This window comes from Streptomyces sp. NPDC051569, from assembly GCF_044454085.1.
GTDB lineage: Bacteria > Actinomycetota > Actinomycetes > Streptomycetales > Streptomycetaceae > Streptomyces.
The window spans coordinates 219,937-239,943 of the sequence record NZ_JBITDJ010000005.1; the positions used below are offsets into that span (position 1 = coordinate 219,937).

The 20,007-nt window shown below is 72.0% G+C and carries 18 protein-coding genes; 5 read left to right on the forward strand and 13 right to left on the reverse strand.

Features of this window, described 5'->3' with window-relative positions:
- Positions 1-75: 75 nt before the first annotated feature.
- From ACIBAE_RS11590 to ACIBAE_RS11610, 5 genes are read right to left on the reverse strand one after another with little or no spacing between them, the layout of a single operon-like run.
- Positions 76-1,104: an ABC transporter permease gene (locus tag ACIBAE_RS11590; RefSeq protein ID WP_399284108.1), complete on the reverse strand. Its 1,029-nt coding sequence runs from the start codon at positions 1,102-1,104 to the stop codon at positions 76-78.
- Positions 1,101-2,651: a sugar ABC transporter ATP-binding protein gene (locus ACIBAE_RS11595; protein WP_399284109.1), complete on the reverse strand. Its 1,551-nt coding sequence runs from the start codon at positions 2,649-2,651 to the stop codon at positions 1,101-1,103. Before ACIBAE_RS11595 ends, ACIBAE_RS11590 begins: the two co-directional genes overlap by 4 nt.
- 2 nt (positions 2,652-2,653) lie before the next feature.
- Positions 2,654-3,727, reverse strand: a complete 1,074-nt coding sequence (locus tag ACIBAE_RS11600) for a sugar ABC transporter substrate-binding protein (protein ID WP_399284111.1) — start codon at positions 3,725-3,727, stop codon at positions 2,654-2,656.
- A gap of 59 nt (positions 3,728-3,786) precedes the next feature.
- A complete protein-coding gene (locus ACIBAE_RS11605; protein ID WP_399284112.1) occupies positions 3,787-4,581 on the reverse strand; it encodes an SDR family NAD(P)-dependent oxidoreductase in 795 nt (264 codons plus the stop codon).
- Positions 4,578-5,897: an enolase C-terminal domain-like protein gene (locus ACIBAE_RS11610; protein WP_399284114.1), complete on the reverse strand. Its 1,320-nt coding sequence runs from the start codon at positions 5,895-5,897 to the stop codon at positions 4,578-4,580. The genes ACIBAE_RS11605 and ACIBAE_RS11610 overlap by 4 nt, the downstream gene beginning before the upstream one ends.
- Positions 5,898-6,184: 287 nt before the next feature.
- Between ACIBAE_RS11610 and ACIBAE_RS11615 the strand changes: the two genes are divergently transcribed.
- Complete coding sequence (locus ACIBAE_RS11615; protein WP_399284116.1) at positions 6,185-7,249, forward strand: PAC2 family protein; 1,065 nt, start codon at positions 6,185-6,187, stop codon at positions 7,247-7,249.
- Positions 7,250-7,420: 171 nt separating this feature from the next.
- On the opposite strand, the gene mshC is transcribed toward ACIBAE_RS11615, so the two are convergent.
- The 4 genes from mshC to ACIBAE_RS11635 all read right to left on the reverse strand — a co-directional run bounded on the left by mshC (position 7,421) and on the right by ACIBAE_RS11635 (position 11,067).
- Complete coding sequence (gene mshC / locus ACIBAE_RS11620) at positions 7,421-8,650, reverse strand: cysteine--1-D-myo-inosityl 2-amino-2-deoxy-alpha-D-glucopyranoside ligase (RefSeq protein ID WP_399284118.1); 1,230 nt, start codon at positions 8,648-8,650, stop codon at positions 7,421-7,423.
- 136 nt (positions 8,651-8,786) lie between these two features.
- Positions 8,787-9,686 carry an SCO1664 family protein gene (locus ACIBAE_RS11625; RefSeq protein WP_399284120.1) on the reverse strand — a complete coding sequence of 300 codons (900 nt, stop codon included), beginning with the start codon at positions 9,684-9,686 and terminating at the stop codon, positions 8,787-8,789.
- The gene (locus ACIBAE_RS11630; protein ID WP_399284121.1) at positions 9,650-10,240 is read right to left on the reverse strand and encodes a DUF3090 domain-containing protein; all 591 of its coding nucleotides are present in this window, start codon (positions 10,238-10,240) and stop codon (positions 9,650-9,652) included. The genes ACIBAE_RS11625 and ACIBAE_RS11630 overlap by 37 nt, the downstream gene beginning before the upstream one ends.
- A gap of 140 nt (positions 10,241-10,380) precedes the next feature.
- A complete protein-coding gene (locus ACIBAE_RS11635) occupies positions 10,381-11,067 on the reverse strand; it encodes a histidine phosphatase family protein (RefSeq protein WP_399284123.1) in 687 nt (228 codons plus the stop codon).
- 163 nt (positions 11,068-11,230) lie between these two features.
- On the opposite strand from ACIBAE_RS11635, the gene ACIBAE_RS11640 reads away from it, so the two are divergent.
- Entirely contained in the window at positions 11,231-12,244 is a 1,014-nt protein-coding gene (locus tag ACIBAE_RS11640; protein ID WP_399284125.1) for a magnesium and cobalt transport protein CorA, read from the forward strand.
- Between the two features lie 136 nt (positions 12,245-12,380).
- Here the strand turns inward: ACIBAE_RS11640 and ACIBAE_RS11645 are convergent, their stop codons facing one another.
- Both ACIBAE_RS11645 and ACIBAE_RS11650 read right to left on the reverse strand, forming a co-directional pair.
- Positions 12,381-13,166 (reverse strand): ferritin-like domain-containing protein, encoded by a 786-nt coding sequence (locus ACIBAE_RS11645; protein ID WP_399284127.1) that lies wholly within the window; start codon positions 13,164-13,166, stop codon positions 12,381-12,383.
- Between the two features lie 268 nt (positions 13,167-13,434).
- Positions 13,435-14,487, reverse strand: a complete 1,053-nt coding sequence (locus tag ACIBAE_RS11650) for an LLM class F420-dependent oxidoreductase (protein WP_399284128.1) — start codon at positions 14,485-14,487, stop codon at positions 13,435-13,437.
- A gap of 129 nt (positions 14,488-14,616) precedes the next feature.
- On the opposite strand from ACIBAE_RS11650, the gene ACIBAE_RS11655 reads away from it, so the two are divergent.
- Both ACIBAE_RS11655 and ACIBAE_RS11660 read left to right on the forward strand, forming a co-directional pair.
- Positions 14,617-15,600, forward strand: coding sequence for an aldo/keto reductase (locus ACIBAE_RS11655; RefSeq protein ID WP_399284130.1), 984 nt, complete (start codon positions 14,617-14,619; stop codon positions 15,598-15,600).
- 41 nt (positions 15,601-15,641) lie between these two features.
- Positions 15,642-17,987 carry a helix-hairpin-helix domain-containing protein gene (locus ACIBAE_RS11660; protein WP_399284273.1) on the forward strand — a complete coding sequence of 782 codons (2,346 nt, stop codon included), beginning with the start codon at positions 15,642-15,644 and terminating at the stop codon, positions 17,985-17,987.
- 84 nt (positions 17,988-18,071) lie between these two features.
- On the opposite strand, the gene ACIBAE_RS11665 is transcribed toward ACIBAE_RS11660, so the two are convergent.
- A complete protein-coding gene (locus tag ACIBAE_RS11665) occupies positions 18,072-18,722 on the reverse strand; it encodes a hypothetical protein (protein WP_399284131.1) in 651 nt (216 codons plus the stop codon).
- Positions 18,723-18,769: 47 nt separating this feature from the next.
- Between ACIBAE_RS11665 and ACIBAE_RS11670 the strand changes: the two genes are divergently transcribed.
- Positions 18,770-18,958, forward strand: a complete 189-nt coding sequence (locus ACIBAE_RS11670; RefSeq protein ID WP_399284132.1) for a DUF5703 family protein — start codon at positions 18,770-18,772, stop codon at positions 18,956-18,958.
- Positions 18,959-19,028: 70 nt separating this feature from the next.
- On the opposite strand, the gene ACIBAE_RS11675 is transcribed toward ACIBAE_RS11670, so the two are convergent.
- On the reverse strand, positions 19,029-19,931 hold the full coding sequence (locus ACIBAE_RS11675; RefSeq protein ID WP_399284134.1) for a chaplin family protein: 903 nt from the start codon (positions 19,929-19,931) through the stop codon (positions 19,029-19,031).
- Positions 19,932-20,007 lie beyond the last annotated feature (76 nt).

Consider the following 20,007-nt stretch of genomic DNA (forward strand, 5'->3'; position numbering starts at 1 on the left):
GACCGGCCCCCGGAGCCTCAGCTCCGGGGGCCGGCGTCGGCTTCCGGAGCGGTACGGGCTCCGGGGCGGACGTGATCAGTCCTGCTTCTCGCCGCTCGCGAAACGGGAGATGACGAGCGCCACGATGATGATCGCGCCGTTGAGGAACTGGTTCCAGAGCGCGGGCACACCCCCGAGCGTCATCACGTTCACCACCAGCTGCAGGGTCAGCACACCCGTCAGCGCGCCGAAGAGCGTGCCCCGCCCGCCCTTGAGGCTGATGCCGCCGATGACGGCCGCCGCGAAGACCTGGAAGATCCAGCCGTTGCCCTGGGTGGCCGCGACCGAGCCGTAGTGGCCGGTGTAGAGGATGCCGGCGAAGGCCGCCAGCAGCCCGCCGACGGCCAGCACGATCCAGGTGATCCTGTCGACCCGGATCCCGGCGGCCCGGGCCGCCTCCGGGTTGCCGCCGATGGCGTACAGCGAACGGCCGTGCCGCAGCCACGCCAGGGCCGCGCCGCCGGCGGCGAACAGCGCCAGACAGATCCAGACGGCGGCCGGAGCGCCCAGCCAGTCGGTCTTGCCGAGGTAGCGGAAGGACTCCGGGACGTCGGTGATCGACTTGCCTTCGGTGATGCCGATGTGGAGGCCGCGCAGCATGGTGAGCATGCCGAGGGTGGCGATGAAGCCGTTGACCCGCAGCTTGAGCATCAGGAAGCCGTTGACCGCGCCGATGGCCAGACCGACCAGCAGACAGACGGGGATGGCCGTCCAGACCGGCAGCACGTCGAGGCCGCCGAACCGGCCGCCCTCGGCGGGCAGCACCAGCCACATCGCGACGACCGGCGCGATGCCGATCGTCGACTCCAGCGACAGGTCCATCCGGCCGCAGATGAGGATCAGCGCCTGGCCGAGCACCAGCAGACTCAGCTCGGAGGACTGCTGGACGACGCTGATCAGGTTGTTGGAGGTGAGGAAGACCGGCGAGACGATGAAGCCGATCACCATCAGCACCAGGATCACCGGTACGAGCGAGAAGTCGCTCCACCGGATGAGCCGGAGCCGGCCGAGCGGGCTCGCGCTCCTGGTCTCCTCGGCCACCGGCTTACTCATGGTCCCGGTCATTCCCGCTCCCCCACACCTTCCATGGCGGCGACCAGTTCCCGGTCCGTCCACCCGCTGTCGAACGTTGCCACCACGCGCCCGTGGAACAGGGCGAGCACCCGGTCGCACACCCGCAGATCGTCCAGCTCGTCCGAGATGATCACGGCCGCGCTGCCTTCGTCGGCCACCCGGCGCACCACGCCGAGCAGCGAGTCCTTCGATTTGACGTCGACCCCGGCGGTGGGCCGCAGCGCGATCAGCGCGCTGGGTCCGCGCGCCAGGGCGCGGGCGACCACGACCTTCTGCTGATTGCCGCCCGACAGGCCCGAGACGGGCTGCTCGGGGCCCTGGGTCTTGATGTCCAGCGACTCGATCATGGACCGGGCGAACTCCCGCGTACGGGAGGGCAGTACGGTCCCCCACGGGCCGAGCTGGTCGGTGACCGTGAGCGTGGCGTTCTCGGCGACGCTGCGCTCCAGGACGAGCCCCTGCAGGTGCCGGTCCTCGGGGATGTACCCGATCCCGGCGTCCAGGGCGTGCGGGACGCTGCCCGGCTTCACCGTACGGCCGCGTACGGAGACGCGCCCCGAGGTCGCGGCCCGCATCCCGACGAGGCTCTCGCCGAGTGCGGTGGCACCGCTGGCGGCGGCCCCGGCGATGCCGAGCACCTCACCGGGCCGTACCGCGATATCGAGCGGTTCGAACTCCCCGTCCAGGCAGAGCCCCTCGGTCCGCAGCACGGGCTCCGCCGCCGTGTCCCGGGCGGCCGCGCGCCCGGCGTGCCAGGCGGCGGCCGTGCCCGCGGACTCCCCGGTCATCGCCGAGACCAGGTCCGCCTTCGACAGGTCGGCGACCGGGGCGGTCAGCACATGGCGGGCGTCACGGTAGACGGTGACGGCGGTGCACAGGTCGTACACCTCCTGGAGATGGTGGGAGATGAAGAGGAACGCCACTCCCTTGCCCTGCAGCTCCCGGAGCTTGTCGAAGAGCCGCTGGATGCCCCGGGCGTCGAGCTGCGCGGTGGGCTCGTCGAGGATGATCAGCCGGGCGCCGAAGGACAGTGCCCGCGCGATCTCGACGAACTGCCGCTGCTCGACCGGGAGATCCTTCGCGCGGGCGTTCGGGTCGACGTCGACCCCGTACCCGGCGAGCAGATCACGCGCCCGAGCGCGCAGCCGGCGCCAGCTGATGGGGCGGCGGCCGCTCCCGGAGCCTTCCAGGCCGTAGTTGTTGAGGAACAGGTTCTCGGCGACGGTCAGATCGGGAACGACCATCGACTTCTGGTAGACGCAGGCGATCCTGGACTGCCAGGCCGTGGTGTCCCCGAAGGCGGGAGCGGGTTCGCCGCCGAAGCTGACCTGGCCCGCGTCCGGCCGGTGCAGCCCGGTGAGGACGCCGACCAGGGTGGACTTGCCCGCGCCGTTGCGTCCGACGAGCGCGTGGGACTCACCGGGCCGCACGGTGAGCCGGGCACCGTCGAGCGCCACGGTGGGACCGAAGCGCTTGACGATGCCTTCCGCGTGGACCGCGGCCGGGGCCCCCGGCTCCATGGATTCCGTGGACTCCATGGCTAGCTCTTCTTCTCCAGCTGGTTGGCCCACAGCTTCGGGTCGTCCACGTTCCCCTTGGTCACCAGGGGCGCGGGAAGCTGGTCCTCGAAGCCGTTCGGGATCTTGATGATCGTGGAGTCGTGGTCGGTCGGCCCCGCCTTGGGAGTCTTGCCCGCCAGGGCCTGCTTCGCGTAGTACAGCGCGTACTTGGCGTACAGGTCGGCCGGCTGGGAGACCGTGGCGTCGATCTTCCCCGCCCGGATGGCGTCGAGCTCCTCCGGGATGCCGTCGTTGGAGATGATCGTGATGTGTCCGGCCGCCCCCGGCGCCTTGAGCAGCTTCTTCTGCTCCAGCAGGGCCAGCGTCGGCTGCAGGAAGACACCGCCGGCCTGCATGTAGATGCCGTTGATGTCGGGGTGGGCGGCGAGGGTGGACTGGAGCTTGGCCGAGGCCACGTCGCCCTTCCAGTCGGTCGCCAGCTCGAAGACCTGGATGCCGGAGAACTTCTCCTTCATGCAGGACTTGAACGCCTCGGAGCGGTCGCGGCCGTTGATGGAGGAGAGGTCGCCCTGGAACTCGACGACCTTGCCCTTGCCCTGGAGCTGTTCGCCCAGGTACTGGCAGGCCTTCTCGCCGTACGCGCGGTTGTCGGCCCGGACGACCATGTAGACGTCGCCCTTGTCCGGCCGGGTGTCCACACTGATGACGGGGATCTTCTTCTCGCTCAGCGTCCGGAGCGTCTCGGCTATCGCACCGGTGTCCTGCGGGGCCATGATGACGGCCTTGGCGCCCTGATCGGTGAAGACCTGGACGTTGGAGACGAGCTTTCCGATGTCGTTCTGCGAGTTGGTCAGCGAGAGAGCGTCGACCTCACCGGCCTTGACGCCCTTCTCGATGTAACCCTGGTACGAATTCCAGAAGTCGCTGTCGCTGCGCGGCAGGTCGATCCCGACCTTGCCGCCGCCGGCGGCGCTGCTCCCCTGGTCGCGGTTGCAGCCCGCCAGGGCGGTGACCGCAAGGATTAAGACACAGGCCGAGGCGCTGGTCGTACGCAGTCGGCTCAGTGGGGGGCGTCCCCCGGTCTGTCGCGGCATGGTTGTCCCGTCCTTCGGTGGATGTCGGCTCGGACGGGCCGGTCGGGGACCGACCGGCCTCAGTTGGCGGGGCGCAGGCGCAGTCCCTGCATGCCGCCGTCGACCGCGAGCGCCGTGCCCGTGACGGCGGCCGCGGCGGGGCTTGCCAGATAGGCGACGGCCGCGGCGACCTCGTCGGCGCCGACCAGCCGGCCCGTGGGCTGGCGCGCTTCGAGGGCGGCGCGTTCGGCCGCGGGGTCCTGGGCCTGGCCGAGCAGCCGGCCGATCCAGGGGGTGTCGGCGGTACCGGGGTTGACGCAGTTGACCCGGATGCCCTCGCGTACGTGGTCGGCGGCCATCGCCAGGGTGAGCGAGAGGATCGCGCCCTTGCTGGCGCTGTAGAGGGCGCGCTGGGGCAGTCCGGCCGTGGCGGCGATGGAGCAGGTCTGGGTGATCGAGACGCGGCCGGGCCGGTCGGCCGCCGCGCGGCGCAGGTGGGGCAGGGCGTGCCGGGCCGTACGGACCATGCCGAGGACGTTGATGTCGAGGACCCGCCGCCACTCGTCGTCATCGTTGTCCACGACGGTGCCGATGGCGCCGACACCCGCGTTGGAGACGACGGTGTGCAGCGCGCCGAACTCGGCCGCCGCCGCGTCCACCGCGCCGCGTACCGCCGCGTCGTCGGTGACGTCGGCCTGGAGGGCCAGGGTCCCGGCCGGCGCTCCCGCGGTCTCCCGGTCCAGTACGGCGACCTGGGCGCCGCGCTCCAGCAGCAGCGTCGCGATGGCCGCGCCGATACCCGAGGCGCCGCCGGTCACCAGGGCGCTCAGCCCCGCGAAGTCACGGGGGCCACGGGGGTCGCGTACCGCTGTCATGAACTGATCTCCTCGGTGGTGCGGCGGGCCTGCCAGACGGGCCCGTCCGGGTAGCTGTGTTCGGCGATCGACGCGGGAAGCATCCGGGCGGAGAAGCCCGGGGAGCTCGGCGTGGTGTAGCGCCCGGCGTCGATCACGACGGGGTCGGCGAAGTGCTCGTGGAGGTGGTCGACGTACTCGATGACCCGGTCCTCCCAGCTGCCGGAGACGGCGACGTAGTCGAACATCGAGAGATGCTGGACGAGTTCGCAGAGCCCGACGCCCCCGGCATGCGGGCAGACGGGCACCCCGTACTTGGCGGCGAGCAGCAGAATCGCCAGATTCTCGTTGACGCCGGCGACACGCGCGGCGTCGATCTGGACGAAGTCGACGGCGTCGGCCTGGAGCAGTTGCTTGAAGACGACCCGGTTGGCGACGTGCTCGCCGGTGGCGACCTTGACCGGCTGGCCGGCTCTGATCGCGGCGTGGCCGAGGATGTCGTCGGGGCTGGTCGGCTCCTCGATCCAGTGCGGTTCGTACGGGGCGAGCGCCTCCATCCAGCGCAGCGCGTCGGCGACGTCCCAGCGCTGGTTGGCGTCGACGGCGATCCTGATGCCGGGGCCGACTGCGGCGCGGGCGAGCTTCATGCGCCGTACGTCGTCGTCGAGATCACCGCCGACCTTGAGCTTGATCTGCGTGAAGCCGTCGGCCACCGCCTGTTCGGCGAGCGTGGTCAGCTTGGTGTCGGAGTAGCCGAGCCAGCCGGGCGAGGTGGTGTACGCGGGATATCCCTCGGCGCGCAGCCGTCCGGCGCGCTCGGCGCGGCCCGGCTCGGCGGCGCGCAGGATGTCCAGCGCCTCGTCCGGGGTGAGCGCGTCGGTCAGATAGCGGAAGTCGACGAGCGAGACGAGCTCCTCGGGCGTCATGCCGGCCAGGAACTCCCAGACCGGCTTGTCCGCGTGCTTGGCGGCCAGATCCCAGGCGGCGTTGACGACGGCGCCCGCCGCCATGTGCATCACGCCCTTCTCCGGTCCGAGCCAGCGCAGTTGCGAGTCGTGGGTCAGCTCGAAGTAGAGCGCGGCGAGATCGGCCGCGCTGTGCGGGGCCGGGCGCCCGACGACGTAGGGACGCAGCGCCTCGATCGCGGCGGCGGTGACCTCGTTGCCGCGTCCGATGGTGAAGCAGAATCCATGTCCCTCGGCGCCGTCCGTGGTACGCAGCACCACGTAGGCGGCCGAGTAGTCGGGGTCCGGGTTCATGGCGTCGGAGCCGTCGAGCTGTTCCGAGGTGGGAAAACGGATGTCGTGAACCTCGAACCCCGTGACGGTCTGACTCATGCATGCCCCCTGTAAAGACCTGTACAGAACATCGGACCTCATTAGGTCATCCGATGTATAGCGTCGTTGACGCCTGATCGTCCAGGGGCAGGACCGAAAATCTCGATCACAGCTCGGATGAATCTGCTGGCAGCGGGACGACAGAGGGATGGCAGAGGAAGGTTTGGCTCTCCGACCTATGCCCGCCGACGACGAAGTTCACCCGGGCGTGCACAGAGCTGCGGCCGGAGACCGGGAAAGCCGTAAGGTTGGTCCGTACGAAAGGGAACTTCGGAAGGAGGCACTGGGTGATCGAGCTCGAGGGGGTTCCCGAGCTGATCGACCCGGTCATGGTGGCCGCGTTCGAGGGCTGGAACGACGCGGGCGACGCGGCCTCCGCAGCGGTCGCGCATCTGGACCGGGAGTGGAAGGGCGAGGTGTTCGCGGCGCTCGACGCCGAGGACTACTACGACTTCCAGGTCAACCGGCCCACGGTCTACCTGGACGGCGGCGTACGGAAGGTCACCTGGCCGACCACCCGGCTCTCCGTGGTGCGGGTGGGCGGGGAGAAACCCCGCGATCTGGTGCTGGTCCGCGGTATCGAACCGTCCATGCGGTGGCGTTCGTTCTGCAACGAGCTGCTGGGCTTCGCCCATGAGCTCGGTGTGGAGATGGTCGTCATCCTGGGCGCGCTGCTCGGCGACACGCCGCACACCCGGCCGGTGCCGGTCAGCGGTGTCACCTCGGACGCGGACCTGGCCAGGACGATGGACCTGGAGGAGACCCGGTACGAGGGGCCGACCGGCATCGTGGGCATCCTCCAGGAGGCGTGCACGCACGCGGGCGTACCGGCGGTGAGCCTGTGGGCGGCCGTGCCGCACTACGTGTCACAGCCTCCCAACCCGAAGGCGACGCTGGCTCTCCTCAACCGCCTGGAGGACCTCATCGGCCTGCGGATCCCGCTGGGTGAGCTGACGGAGGACGCGCGGGCCTGGCAGCTGGGCGTGGACCAACTGGCCGCCGAGGACAGCGAGGTGGCGGAGTACGTCCAGTCGCTGGAGGAGGCGCGGGACACCGCGGAGCTGCCCGAGGCGTCCGGCGAAGCCATCGCCCGGGAGTTCGAGCGGTATCTGCGCCGGCGGGACGGCGGTCCTGGACAGGCGCCGGGAGGCCACGCGACGGAGAGCGGTGACGGCCCGTCGTACCGACGGGACCCGTCGGGCGGTCTGGGCCGCCCGCAGAGGCCGCAGCGCGGGCCCGAGGCGGGTACGGACCCGGAGCAGGGCCCCGAGCCGGAGCAGGACTCCGAGCCCGAGCAGGGCCCCGAGCAGGGCCCCGGGCCGGACGGCGAAGGGGATTCGTCGGACGACTGAGACGCCCCCCGGGGGTCGGCCGTGACCGCGCGCCGGACCGGGGAATGATCGGGAACGATCGGAAAGGGGCGGCGCCTTCGGGCGCCGCCCCTTTCGCGGTGCGGGGTGTCCGGTCACCCGCGCGGGGTGTTTGGCCGAATCACGTGGTGCGGCGCGGCCCGTGACAGCCGCTCAGAGTGCGACGCCGAGCAGCGCGTCGACCGAGCGGGACACGACACCGGTCGCGCCCTCGTCCGTGCCGCCCGTGGAGTCCTGCAGCGCCGCCCAGCGGTCCACCGCGGCGAGCGCCGCCGGCGCGTCCAGGTCGTCCGCCAGCGCCTCGCGGATCTCCTCCACGAGCGCCTCGGCCGAAGGGCCGTCAGGGCGCGAGACGGCGGCCCGCCAGCGCTCCAGCCGGTCCACCGCGTCCTGGAGCACCTGGTCCGTCCACTCCCAGTCGGAGCGGTAGTGGTGCGCGAGCAGGGCGAGCCGGATGGCCGCCGGGTCCACGCCGTCGCGGCGCAGCGCCGACACGAAGACGAGATTGCCCTTGGACTTGGACATCTTCTCGCCGTCCAGGGCGACCATGCCGGCGTGCACGTAGGCCTGGGCGAAGGGATGCTCACCGGTCAGCGTCTGGGCGTGCGAGGCACCCATCTCGTGGTGCGGGAAGGCCAGATCGCTCCCGCCGCCCTGGACGTCGAAGCCCATGCCCAGGTGGTCGAGGGCGATGGCGACACACTCGATGTGCCAGCCGGGCCTGCCGGGGCCGAGGCTGCCCCCGTCCCAGCTCGGCTCGCCCGGGCGGGCGGCCAGCCAGAGGATCGGGTCGAGGGGGTTCTTCTTGCCGGGCCGGTCGGGGTCGCCGCCGCGCTCGGCCGAGAGCAGCCGCATGGCCTCGGCGTCGAGGCCGGAGACCTCGCCGAAGCGCGGATCGGCCGCCACCGAGAAGTAGACGTCGCCTTCGAGGTCGTACGCGGCGCCGGTCTCGCGCAACCGCTCCACCAGCGGCACGATGCCGGGTATGGCCTCGACGGCGCCGATGTAGTGCTGGGGCGGCAGCATCCGCAGCGCGGTCATGTCCTCCCGGAACAGCGCCGTCTCGCGCTCCGCGAGTGCGACCCAGTCCTCCCCGTCGCGCGTCGCGCGTTCCAGCAGGGGATCGTCGATGTCGGTCACGTTCTGGACGTAGTGAACCTGCCGCTTCGTATCGAGCCACACGCGCTGAACGAGGTCGAACGCGTTGTAGGTCGCCGCGTGACCCATGTGGGTCGCGTCGTACGGCGTGATACCGCAGACGTAGATACGGGCGACGGGACCGGGCTCAAGGGTGACTCGGCCATCGGTCGAGGTGTCGTGAATCCTGAGGTCGCGGCCCTTGCCAGGCAGGGCGGGGACTTCGGAAGCGGGCCAGGCATGCATGTCATGAGCGTAACCGGACGGATGTTCCGGATACGAACCGGATGGGTGGTCCTGGCCGATTGGGCACCCTTGCGTGTCCGGCCGGAACCTGTTCAGGGGGTCCGGCCGGCCTCGGGACGGGAAGGGAGGGAGCCCCTCACACCGGGGGCCAGGGGATGGCCGGCCACTGGCCGGAGGGCTCCGGATGAACTCCTGTGACGCGCAGTCGCCGGACCCGGGACCGCAGGGCCTCGGTCTCGGCCGGGGTGATGAGTTCGGCCAGCCGGGTGGCGAGAGGCTCGCCCCGCTCCAGCGCCGCGTCCAGCCGGGCCACCACCTCCAGCGCTTCGGCGGTCAGCGGCTCGCCCGCCCAGCCCCAGAGCAGGGTGCGCAGCTTGTCGTCCACGTGGAAGGTGACGCCGTGGTCGATGGCGTACAGCGGCCCTTCGGGGGCCGGCAGCAGGTGGCCGCCCTTGCGGTCGCCGTTGTTGATGACGGCGTCGAGGACGGCGAGGCGCCGCAGCCGCTCGTCGTCGGCGTGCACCAGCAGGGCCGTTCTGCCCTCGCCCACCTCGGCGAAGCCGACGGCCTTCCAGCCCTCGCCCGGCTCCTCGCCCTCGACGAGCGCGAGCAGCGGCGCGGGGCCGGCGCCGTCGGGGTCCGTTCCCTCTGCGGGATCCGCGGGACCGGCGGGATCCGCGGGATCCGGGGCTTCTGCCGGGGATCCCGCCGTCTCGATCCACAGCTGGCACATGCCCTGGCCGTACGGGCCGTCCCGCAGGACGGTCGGCGGCACGAGGGCCCAGCCGGTCGCCTCGGAGACCTCGTACGCGGCCACCTCGCGCTGGGCGAGCGTGCCGTCGGGGAAGTCCCACAGGGGCTGCTCCCCCGCGACGGGCTTGTAGACGCAGTGGGCCTGCCGGCCCTCGTAGGAGACGGAGCAGTGCAGCACCGCGTTGGACGCCTCGCGGATCCGTCCGAGGACGGTCAGCTCGCCCTTGGTGAGCAGGTCGACGGTGGTCACGCTCCCCGGCGGTATCCGTTCTGGCGCGGGCATACGTGTCCTTCCGGGTCGAGCGGCAGGCTGCACAGCGGGCACGGCGGCCGGCCGGCGTTGACCACGTCCAGGGCGCGCTTGGCGAAGGCCCGGGCCTGGGAGCCGGTCAGCCGGACGCGGAGCATCGGCGGACCGTTCTCCTCGTCCTGGAGCAGCAGCTCCTCGGCTTCCGCGAGGTCCTCGTCGGTGTCGGCGTCCAGCTCGACGAGCGCCTGTGCCTCGACGATCATGCGCTGTTCGTCGCCGTCCCAGGCCAGCGCCATGGTGCCGACCCGGAACTCCTCCTCGACGGGGGCGTCGAGCGGGGCCGAGTCACTGATGTCGGGGGGCGCCATGGCGGGCACCGGGGCATTACCGCCGGTACGGCGTACGACTTCGTCGAGCAGCTCATCGATGCGCTCGGCGAGTGCGGCCACCTGGGTCTTCTCCAGGGCGACGCTGGTGACGCGCCCTGCGGCGGTGGCCTGCAGGAAGAACGTACGGCGTCCAGGCAGTCCGACCGTGCCGGCCACGAAGCGGTCCGGCGGGTCGTAGAGGTACACCTGACGGGACACGTCCTGTCTCCCTTGGGATTCGGTGGAGATTCGTGCGGGGGACTCGGGGATTCACTGACAACGGAAGAGGGCGGACCGGAGGTCCGGGGAGGTCACCCTGGATCGCGCGGACGGCGCGTCCACCCTACTGCGCCGAGAGATCACGGTGCTCCCGCACCACCCCCCACGACGCCGGTGCCGCCGCCCGCGCTCTCCCGTGGCGCCAGACCGCCGAGGTCGCCCGTATCGCCGAGACGCAGCAGGAACGGGCGCAGACGCGTGTAGCGGATCGCCGTGACCGAGCACGGATCGACGTGGATCCGCTGAAAAAGATCGAGGTGCATCCCCAGTGCGTCCGCCACGAGCGCCTTGATGATGTCGCCGTGCGAGCACATCAGGAAGACGGCGTCCTCACCGTGCTCCTCCTCGACGCGGGCGTTCCACTCCCGTACGGCTTCCACGGCGCGCGCCTGCATCGCGCGCATCGATTCGCCGCCGGGGAACGCGGCCGCGGAGGGGTGCTGCTGCACGACCGTCATCAGCGGCTCGTCGGCCAGCTCGGCGAGCTTGCGGCCGGACCAGTCGCCGTAGTGGCATTCGCCGATCCGCTCCTCGGTCTGCACGTCGAGCCCCGGCCTGGCGTCGAGCAGCGGCTGGAGCGTCTCCCGGCAGCGTTGCAGCGGGCTGCTCACGACGGCGGCGATCGGCACCTCGGCCAGCCGCCCCGGCAGCGCGGCCGCCTGCGCGGCGCCGCGCTCGTCGAGAGCGACCCCCGGCGTCCAGCCCGCGAGGAGCCCGGCGGTGTTGGCGGTGGACCGCCCATGACGTACGAGGATCAACGTGGCCATGCCCGCCAGCTTAGAGCCTGTCGGGTGACCTCTGATCAGGCGCTCGAAGGTCACTCGACAGGCTCTCCGGGCGTACCGGCGGCAGCGCTCCGGCCGGAGCCGCGGCGGCGCCGTGAGCCGGGCCGCCGTGGGGAGGTGCGTACCGGTGCCCGGAGCGGGAAGAATGCCCGCCGTGATCGTGGACTGTGCCATCTACCGCGACGGACGCCGCACCGACGGACCCGCCGACTTCTCCGACGCCCTCGATGAGGCGCGCGCCCACGGGGACTCGTTCTTGTGGATAGGGCTGCACGAGCCGACGGAGGAGGAGTTCGGCCTCGTCCGGGACGAGTTCGGGCTGCACCCGCTCGCCGTGGAGGACGCGCTCACCGCCCACCAGCGGCCCAAGCTGGAGATCTACGACGACTCGCTGTTCGCCGTCCTCAAGCCGGTGGCGTACGAGCCGGACAGCGACACGGTCACCACGGGTGAGCTGATGGTCTTCATAGGGGACTCGTTCGTGGTGACGGTCCGGCACGGCGAGGGCGCCCAGCTCTCCGCCGTACGGCAACGGCTCGAAGCCGAGCCCCAGGTCCTCAAGCACGGCCCCACGGCGGTCCTCTACGCGGTCAGCGACGCGGTCGTCGACCACTACATCGAGGTGGCCGGTGAGCTCCAGGTCGATCTGGAGGAGCTGGAGGCCGAGGTCTTCGCGCCGAGCGGCGACAGCGGCTCGCGGTCGTCGCTCTCCGGCGCGACGACGGCGGCGCGGATCTACGGTTTCAAACGGCAGGTGCTGGAATTCCGCCGGGCCAGCGGGCCGCTGGCGGAGCCGATGGACCGGCTGGCGGGTGCGGGTGTGCCGTTCGTCCATGAGCGCTCGCAGCCGTTCTTCCGGGACGTCAACGACCATCTGCTGCACGCGAACGAGCAGGTCGAGGGGCTCGACCGGTTGCTGTCCGACATCCTGTCGGCGCATCTCGCGCAGATGGGCGTGCGGCAGAACGACGACATGCGGAAGATCTCGGCGTGGGCCGCCATGGCCGCCGTTCCCACGCTGGTCGCGGGCATCTACGGCATGAACTTCGAGCACATGCCGGAGCTGAAGTACGTCTGGGCGTACCCCGCCGTGCTCTGTTTCATGGCGCTCGTGGTCTTCGGTCTGTACCGCCAGTTCAAACGGCGCGGCTGGCTCTGAGCGCGGCCGTGTACCCGGGCCGGGCGCGCGGGGCCGCGCCCGGCGGCCGGCCGGATGGGCGGAGCTGCGCTCCGGGCGGTCGGGCGACCGGGCGGGGGCACGCGCGGGGGCACGCGCGGGCGGTCACCCGCGCGGGTCAGAAGACGGGCGCCGGGGCCGCGGGACCCCCGAGGGCGTCCCGCCGCTCCGGCATCGCGAGCGAGACCATCCGGTGCCAGCCGGCCACCCGCTCGTACCCGTACACGGCGTGGATCCCGGCGGCGAGCAGGGCGGCTTTGGGCGCCGGCCAGCCGAGGAGGCGGCCCATGTGGCCCATCACCGCGAGGCTCACCTGGCGGTAGACCTGGATCTCGGCCAGGGCGCACTCGCGCAGCGTGCGGTGGATCATCCGGCCGTGTCCCCGCCGGGCCAGCCGCAGCAGCTCCTCGTGGCAGTAGGCGAGGTGGTTGTCCTCGTCATTGCTGATCATTTTGACGGCCCTGCCGACCTCGGCGTCGTCGCCGAAGTACCTGACCAGCATGTCCATCTGGCCGGCGGCCCGCTGCTCGGTGATCCGGCTGTGCGAGAGGTAGACGACGATGTCCCGCTCGGTCAGCGGCTCCTCGCGGCGCAGCTTCTCGTGGGCGAGCCCGATGCCCCGCCGCTCCAGCAGCATCGTGTAGTCCGTCGCCGGGGGGATCTCGACCGGATCGAGGCCGCGCTTCTTGAGGAGGGCGTTGAAGATCCGCCCGTGCTTGTCCTCGTCGGCGCCGTGCCGGGCGATCTTGGGGGCGAGGCCCCGCATGCTCTCGGGCACCAGCGCGGCGATCCGGCCGTTCTCCCACCCACCCTGGGACTCTCCGCTGGCCGCGATGGAGCAGAACAGCTGGAAGGAACGATCGTCGTCCAGGATCTCCTGGAACAGGCTTCGGGCCGAAAACATCACTGCCACCTCCATACAGACGTCCGCGAAAGACGAGTCAAATGGGGTGCGGGACAACCGGCAACAGCTACGCCGTCCGACCGCGCCGGAAGAGGGAGCGCGAAAGCACGTCCGGCGCGCGCCCCGATGGGCCCGGGCACGGTGCGGTACATGACGGCCGTGGCGGGGAAGACCCCCGGAGCCCCCACCACGGCCGCGGAATTCTCCGTCGTACCGACCGGATCCCGGCTTGACCCGTTCGGGCGATGACCTCGACGTCCTACGACGCCTACGACACCAGTCCCGCGCGTTCCAGGGCCTCCGTGCCGACGCGCAGCGCGGCGATCCGCTCGTCGAGGGTGAAGCCGGCCGGGGCGAGGGTCAGCGTGGTGACGCCGGCGGCGGCATAGGCCCGCATACCGTCGGCGATCCGCCCGACCGGCCCGAGCAGCGTGGTGGAGTCGATCAGCTGGTGCGGTACGGCGGCGGCGGCGCCCTCCTTGTCGCCCGAGAGGTACTTGTCCTGGATCTCGGCGGCCTCCTTCTCGTACCCCATGCGCCGCGCGAGCTGGTTGTAGAAGTTCTGCTTGCGGCTGCCCATGCCGCCCACGTAGAGCGCGGTGTACGGACGGAACTGGTCGGCCAGCGCGTTGATGTCGTCGCCGACCGCGATCGGCACCGTCGGACAGACGTCGAAACCTTCCATGGTCAGCCCGGCCTTCTCCCGGCCCGCCCGGAGATGCCGGATCGCCGTGTCCTCCAGGTGGTCGGCGGAGGGGAAGATCAGCAGCGCCCCGTCAGCGATCTCACCGGTCTGCTCCAGGTTCTTGGGGCCGATCGCCGCGATGTAGAGCGGGATGTGCTCGCGCTGCGGGTGCACGGTGAGCTTCAGCGGCTTGCCGGGGCCGCCGGGCAGCGGCAGCGTCCAGTGCTCGCCCTCGAACGAGAGCCGCTCCCGGGACATCGCCCGGCGGACGATCTCGACGTACTCGCGGGTGCGGGCGAGGGGCTTGTCGAACTTCACGCCGTACCAGCCCTCGGAGACCTGCGGGCCCGAGACGCCGAGACCGAGGCGGAAGCGGCCGCCGGAGAGGGAGTCGAGGGTGGCCGCCGTCATGGCGGTCATGGCGGGCTGGCGTGCGGGGATCTGGAGGATCGCGGAGCCGACGTCGATACTCTCCGTCTGCGCGGCGACCCAGCTCAGCACGGTCGGGGCGTCGGAGCCGTACGCCTCGGCGGCCCAGCAGACGTCGTAGCCGAGCCGGTCGGCCTCCTGCGCGACCGTGAGGTTGTCGCCGTCCATCCCCGCACCCCAGTACCCGAGGTTGATGCCGAGCCGCATAAGCACTCCCTTACTGATCAGTAACGTCTCTGTGCCCGGGACTCTAGCGCCCGACACGGGCCGGTGACAGGGGGCGAGTTGTCCACAGGCACTCTCCGTGTACGGTCCTGGCCAGTAATCTCAGCGCCCATGGAGCAGAGGCATCTCGGCCGTACCGGCCTGCGAGTGTCCCGGATCGGGCTCGGCACCCTGACCTGGGGAAGGGACACCGACGAGCATGACGCCGCCGACCAGTTGAAGTCCTTCTGGGAGGCGGGCGGCACGCTGGTCGACACGGCCGATGTGTACAGCGGCGGAGAGGCCGAATACCTGCTCGGGCAGCTCGTCGAGCGGCTCGTACCGCGCCGCGATCTCATCATCGCGACCAAGGCCGGCAGCGTGCGCGATCCGTACCGGCGCTTCGACGGGTCCCGGGGGCATCTGCTCGCCGCGCTGGACGCGTCGCTGGACCGGCTCGGGACGGACTACGTGGATCTGTGGCAGGTCCACGCGTACGACACCGAGACCCCGCTGGAGGAGACGCTCCACGCGCTGGACCTCGCGGTGAGCAGCGGCCGGGCCCGGTACGCGGGGGTGTCGAACTACTGCGGCTGGCAGCTCGCCAAGGCCGCCACCTGGCAGCTGGCCTCCCCCGGTATACGCACCCGGCTGGCCAGCACGCAGATGGAGTACTCCCTGCTGCAGCGCGGCGTGGAGCGGGAGGTGCTGCCGGCCGCGATCGACCTCGGTGTCGGGCTGCTGCCCTCGTCCCCGCTGGGGCGAGGGGTGCTCACCGGCAAGTACCGGCACACCACGCCGCCGGACTCGCGAGGCGCGTCCGCACAGATGGCGCCCTTCGTGGAGCCCTATCTCGACGAGGCCGCGAGCAGGATCGTGGACGCCGTCGCGACGGCGGCGGAGGGGCTCGCCACGACTCCCCTGGCGGTGGCGCTGGCATGGATCAGGGACCGCCCGGGAGTGACCGCCCCGATCATCGGCGCGCGCAACGCGCAGCAGCTCACCGCCGCGCTGTCAGTGGAGAGCCTTAGTCTTCCTGACGAGATCTGCCAGGCGCTCGACGATGTGTCGGCGCCCGTGCACCGCTATCCCGATCAGGACTGGAGCACGCTGTGAGTACGGACCGCGACACCGCCGCCACCGAGGAGGCCGAGCCCATGGCCGACACAGGCCGGCACCCCGCGGCCCCGGACCCGGACCCCGCCCAGGACCCCGCCCCGGCCCCGGCCCCGGACCAGGTCGCGGACCCGGACCAGGTCGCGGACCCGGACCCGAACTCGGACCCCGCCCCGGACCAGGTCGCGGACCCGGATCCGGGGACGGCCGCGAGCGACGACCCGGCCGGCGGCGAGGCGGAAGGCGCCGCCAGGCCCGAGGCCGGCGAGGTCGGTGAGGTCGGTGAAGTCGGTGAGGCCGGCACGGTCGGTGACGGCGACACCGACGCGGCCGATGACGGCACGGTGGGCGCGACGGCGGCCGGGAGCGGAACGGACGACGAGGCGGATACCGCCGCGGCGGTGTCCGAGGCCGCGGCCGAGCTGGCCGCGCAGCGGGAACTGCGGGAGCGGATCGAGCAGCGGAAGGCGGAGAAGGAAGGGCCCATCGACGCCGGCACCAAACTCAGCGGGCAGGCCGCCGATCTGCTCGCCGCCGTACGGGCCATGGAGAGCGGCGCGCCGGTGGACCCGGCCCTGCTCCGCCCGGCGGCACCCGAGCCCGCCCCGGCGGCCCCGCGGCGGGCCGCCGGGCAGGCCCCGCGGCCCGCCCCCGCCCCCGCGCCGGGGGACGTGGCCGCCGTGCGGGATGTCCTGGTGGCGGGCGGCGCCCCCGAGGCGCTGGCGGGGCAGGTCTCCGCCGTCCTCGGGGAGCAGGCTGCCCAGGCGCTGCGCGAGGATCCGTGGCAGCTGCTCGCCGTGCCGGGCGTACGGCCCGAGCAGGCCGACGGGTTCGCGCGGGCGCTGCTGGGGGCCGCGTGCGGCCCCGGCGACGAGCGGCGGGCCGCCGCGCTGGTCGGCTGGCTGCTGGAGCGGGCGGCGCTCCAGGGCCACACCGCGCTGGAGGCGTCCTCGGTACGCACGGCGCTCGCCGGCCAGGCGGTGCCCGACCCGGACGGGGCCGTACAGCACGCCGTCGCGGAGGGCGCCGTGCTGGTGTTCCAGGACGGCCTGGAGGACAGCGCGGAAGGCGACGAAGGGCCGTCAGACGAGGAAGGGGAAGCCGGGGAGACCGGCGCCGCTCCGGTCCCGGTGCTCCTGGGACTCGACCGTTACGCACTCGCCGAGGAGAGCCTGGCCGACGGGCTCGCGCGGCTGGTCAAGACCGGCCCCGACGCCTCCTGGGAGGCGGCCGCGGCAAACACCGCCTCCCCCTCCGCCGCCGAGCTGATCCGTGCGGCCGGCGGTCATGGTCTCGTCCTGCACACGGGCGGGGAGGCCGCCCGCGCCGAGCCGGTCGCACTCGCCGAGGCCGCCCGAGGGCTCGGGATGCGCGCGGTCGTCGCGGCCCACAGCGAAAACGGCCGGGACCGGCTGGGCGCCGGCGCGGTGACCGTGGCCGGTCTGCTCTCCGGCGCGGAAGGCCCAGGACGGGACGCGGACGGCACCTTCGCCCTGGATCTCCTCGTGGTGCTGGACGCCCCGCAGCTGGATGTGGAGACGGCGGCGATGATCGTGGAATCGCTGCCCGACGGCGGCCGCCTGGTGCTCAGCGGTGATCCCGGGGTGCTGTGGTCGGCGGGCGCCGGCCGGGTGTTCGCCGACCTGCTGGCCGCCCGGGTGTGCCCGCAGATCGCCTCCCGTACCCCCGACCCCGGACCGGTGGGGGAGCTGGTCTCCGGTATCGGTATCGGCGAGCTGAACCAGGTGGGGGCGCCCGGCAAGGAGGTCGTGATCGTTCCGGTGCGGGACGCGGGCGAGGCGGTGCACCGCACCGTCCAGTTGGTGGCCGAGTCGGTGCCGCGCGCTTTCGGGGTGACCGCCGCAGAGACGCAGGTGATCACCGTGGGCCATGGCGGCTCCGCCGGCACCCGGGCGCTCAACACCGCTCTCAAGGAGAAGCTCAATCCTGGCCCCGGCCGGTTCGGCGGCTTCGACCCGGGGGACCGGATCGCCTACGTCCCCGCGCCCGGTCGCACGCTCCAGGGCTCGGTGGTCTCCGCCGACCAGGACGGACTGCGGCTGGACTGTGGGGAGGGAGCGGCCGTCGTGGTGCCCAGGGACCGGGTGGAGTCGGCCGTACGCCATGGCTGGGCGCTCACAGCGCACCAGGCCGCCGGGATGCGGTGGCCGGCGGCGGTCGTGGTGCTACCCGGCGACGCCGCCCAGGGGCTGAGCCGCCCCTGGGTCTACACGGCCTTCAGCCGGGGTGAGCGCCATCTGTCCGTGGTCCACGGCGTCGACCAGGCGCTGGCGCACGCGGTGGCGGCCATCGCCTCACAGGAACGTACGACCCGGCTGCGCCCCCTGCTGGAGAGTCTGCTCGCCCCGGGATCCCAGCCGGGCTGACCATACCGCCGCGCTGCCCGCGCCGACTCGCCGTCGGCGCGGGCAGGGCGGTGAGCGGCGCTGCGCCGGGTGTCCCGCGCCGGGTCAGGCGTCCTGTTCCTCCAGGTCGTCCAGGTCCCCGTCGAGATCGTCCTCGTCGAAGACCGAGCTGACGTCGAAGCGGCAGACCACCTGCTGGGGATCGGCCTGGTCGAAGGGGGCACTCAGCCACTCCCCCGCCTCGGGAAGCTCGTCCGCCGCCGAGACCCACAGCGTGGAGTCGCCCTCCTCAAGGCCGAACTCCTTGTGCCGGGAAGCGATCTCGTCGGGTTCGTACTCACCGAAGAGCACCCCGAGGGCGGCATGCACACTGCTGCCGACCACGGCCCCGGTGTCGGCGTCCCCCTCGACGTCGGCGATGCGCTGGGCCTGCGCGAGCAGCCGCTGCGGCTCCACCACCGCGTAGTCGCGCCGGATCAGCACGCTCAGCGCGTTGGGCTCCTCGGGCCCGGTGTACGGCGGCAGGGAGTCGTCCGGGTCCGGGATCTCGAAGGGAGTGACCTCGTCGTACCGGTGGTAGAGCCGCTCGTCGTAGACCTCGGCCGCCACGGCGAGGGCGTTGAACGCTTCGGAGACAGCCGGGTCGTCCTCACCCGTGCGGTGTTCGACCGCCGCGAGGTGGCGGTCCAGGGCGACCTTGACCGCCTCGGCGGCGGCGCGTACCTCGGCAGCGGTGGGCTGCGCAGCATCAGACATAGTGCAGACGCTATCCGTACCAGGCCTCTGCCCGCACAATAGATGCGATGCCGGAATACGAATTTGTCGACGTGTACGTGCCGCGCGGGGTTTCCCGCAATGAAGCGGCCCGTCTGCTGACCGACCATGCCGAGTACGGACACTGGGAATTGGACCGTCTGAGCCTGCACCGGGACGGCAGCCGCAGAGTGCGGCTGCGCCGGCGGATCATCCGTCAGGTGCGCGCCACCTGGTGAAGACGGAGGAACGGGCCCCGCTGTCGCGAGGCCCGCCTCCTGTCCTTACCTACCGTCCGTACGCGCTCGACTACGAAGCGGCGCGGGCGCGGCGGTAGATGACGCTGCCCGCGAGCAGCATTCCCGCCGCCGTGGGGATGGCCGTCCCGAGCGAACCGGCACCGGTCTGCGCGAGCATGTCGGCACCCCGGGGCTGGGTGAGGTACGGCGCGTGCGGAGCGTTCGGGGTCAGGCCTGGGTTCGGCGGAATGGCGCGGGTGGTCGGCGTGGTCGGCCTGCCCGGCTCGTCGGGGCTGCCCGGATGGTTCGGCTTGCCCGGCCGGCTGGGCTTTACCGGCTGCTGCGGCTTTCCACCCGAGGGGACGGCCGGGGCGTCGTTGGCGCAGTCAGCGCCGGTGACGGCGTTGCCGAGACCGATGACGGTCACGCTGTCGCCGCAGACGTTCACGGGGACGTCGATCGGCACCTCGATCGTGTTGCCGGATCCGACACCGGGCGAGTGCCCTGTGTGACCTCCGGCGTGGGACCCGCCGGGGTGCGTGGTGTGGGAGCCGCCATGCTGCGAGCCGCCGCCGTGCGATCCGCCACCCTGCGAACCGCCGCCGTACCCTCCGCCCCCTGCGTCCCCGCCGTAACCTCCGCCGTCCCCGTATCCGCCGTCGCCGTTGTCTCCCCCGTCGTCCCCGTACCCCCCGCCGCTCCCCTGCACCCCGTGTCCGGGTGCGTCGTGCGACGTGTTGGCGCAGCTGTTGCCGAGGGCCGGATTGAGCACCCCGACGACATTGACGGTGTTCCCGCACACGTTGACCGGGATGTGCACCGGCACCTGGACGCTGTTCCCGGACAGCGCGCCCGGCGAATTCGCCGCGGCCGCACCGGCCCCCGAGTCCGCCTGCGCGTAACCGCCGCCGAGGGCGAGCATGCCGCCCGCGGCCGCCACGGTGATCAGGCCCTTGCGCGTGACCTGCCTCATAACTTCGATCCCTGCCTTCTGCCTTCCGGATTGCCCCTGGGCTTCGGTGCCGGGGCAGGATGCCCAGCGGCCCCGG

Excerpts from the sequence above, each read along its gene's own strand:
- ACIBAE_RS11660 (WP_399284273.1), top strand. The coding sequence starts at position 15,642 with ATGGCCGACACAGGCCGGCACCCCGCGGCCCCGGACCCGGACCCCGCC.
- ACIBAE_RS11625 (WP_399284120.1), bottom strand. The coding sequence starts at position 9,686 with ATGCCCGCGCCAGAACGGATACCGCCGGGGAGCGTGACCACCGTCGAC.
- ACIBAE_RS11665 (WP_399284131.1), bottom strand. The coding sequence starts at position 18,722 with ATGTCTGATGCTGCGCAGCCCACCGCTGCCGAGGTACGCGCCGCCGCC.
- ACIBAE_RS11595 (WP_399284109.1), bottom strand. The coding sequence starts at position 2,651 with ATGGAGTCCACGGAATCCATGGAGCCGGGGGCCCCGGCCGCGGTCCAC.
- ACIBAE_RS11650 (WP_399284128.1), bottom strand. The coding sequence starts at position 14,487 with ATGCGGCTCGGCATCAACCTCGGGTACTGGGGTGCGGGGATGGACGGC.
- mshC (WP_399284118.1), bottom strand. The coding sequence starts at position 8,650 with ATGCATGCCTGGCCCGCTTCCGAAGTCCCCGCCCTGCCTGGCAAGGGC.
- ACIBAE_RS11655 (WP_399284130.1), top strand. The coding sequence starts at position 14,617 with ATGGAGCAGAGGCATCTCGGCCGTACCGGCCTGCGAGTGTCCCGGATC.
- ACIBAE_RS11670 (WP_399284132.1), top strand. The coding sequence starts at position 18,770 with ATGCCGGAATACGAATTTGTCGACGTGTACGTGCCGCGCGGGGTTTCC.
- ACIBAE_RS11645 (WP_399284127.1), bottom strand. The coding sequence starts at position 13,166 with ATGTTTTCGGCCCGAAGCCTGTTCCAGGAGATCCTGGACGACGATCGT.
- ACIBAE_RS11640 (WP_399284125.1), top strand. The coding sequence starts at position 11,231 with ATGCCCGCCGTGATCGTGGACTGTGCCATCTACCGCGACGGACGCCGC.
- ACIBAE_RS11600 (WP_399284111.1), bottom strand. The coding sequence starts at position 3,727 with ATGCCGCGACAGACCGGGGGACGCCCCCCACTGAGCCGACTGCGTACG.
- ACIBAE_RS11610 (WP_399284114.1), bottom strand. The coding sequence starts at position 5,897 with ATGAGTCAGACCGTCACGGGGTTCGAGGTTCACGACATCCGTTTTCCC.
- ACIBAE_RS11605 (WP_399284112.1), bottom strand. The coding sequence starts at position 4,581 with ATGACAGCGGTACGCGACCCCCGTGGCCCCCGTGACTTCGCGGGGCTG.
- ACIBAE_RS11635 (WP_399284123.1), bottom strand. The coding sequence starts at position 11,067 with ATGGCCACGTTGATCCTCGTACGTCATGGGCGGTCCACCGCCAACACC.
- ACIBAE_RS11675 (WP_399284134.1), bottom strand. The coding sequence starts at position 19,931 with ATGAGGCAGGTCACGCGCAAGGGCCTGATCACCGTGGCGGCCGCGGGC.
- ACIBAE_RS11590 (WP_399284108.1), bottom strand. The coding sequence starts at position 1,104 with ATGACCGGGACCATGAGTAAGCCGGTGGCCGAGGAGACCAGGAGCGCG.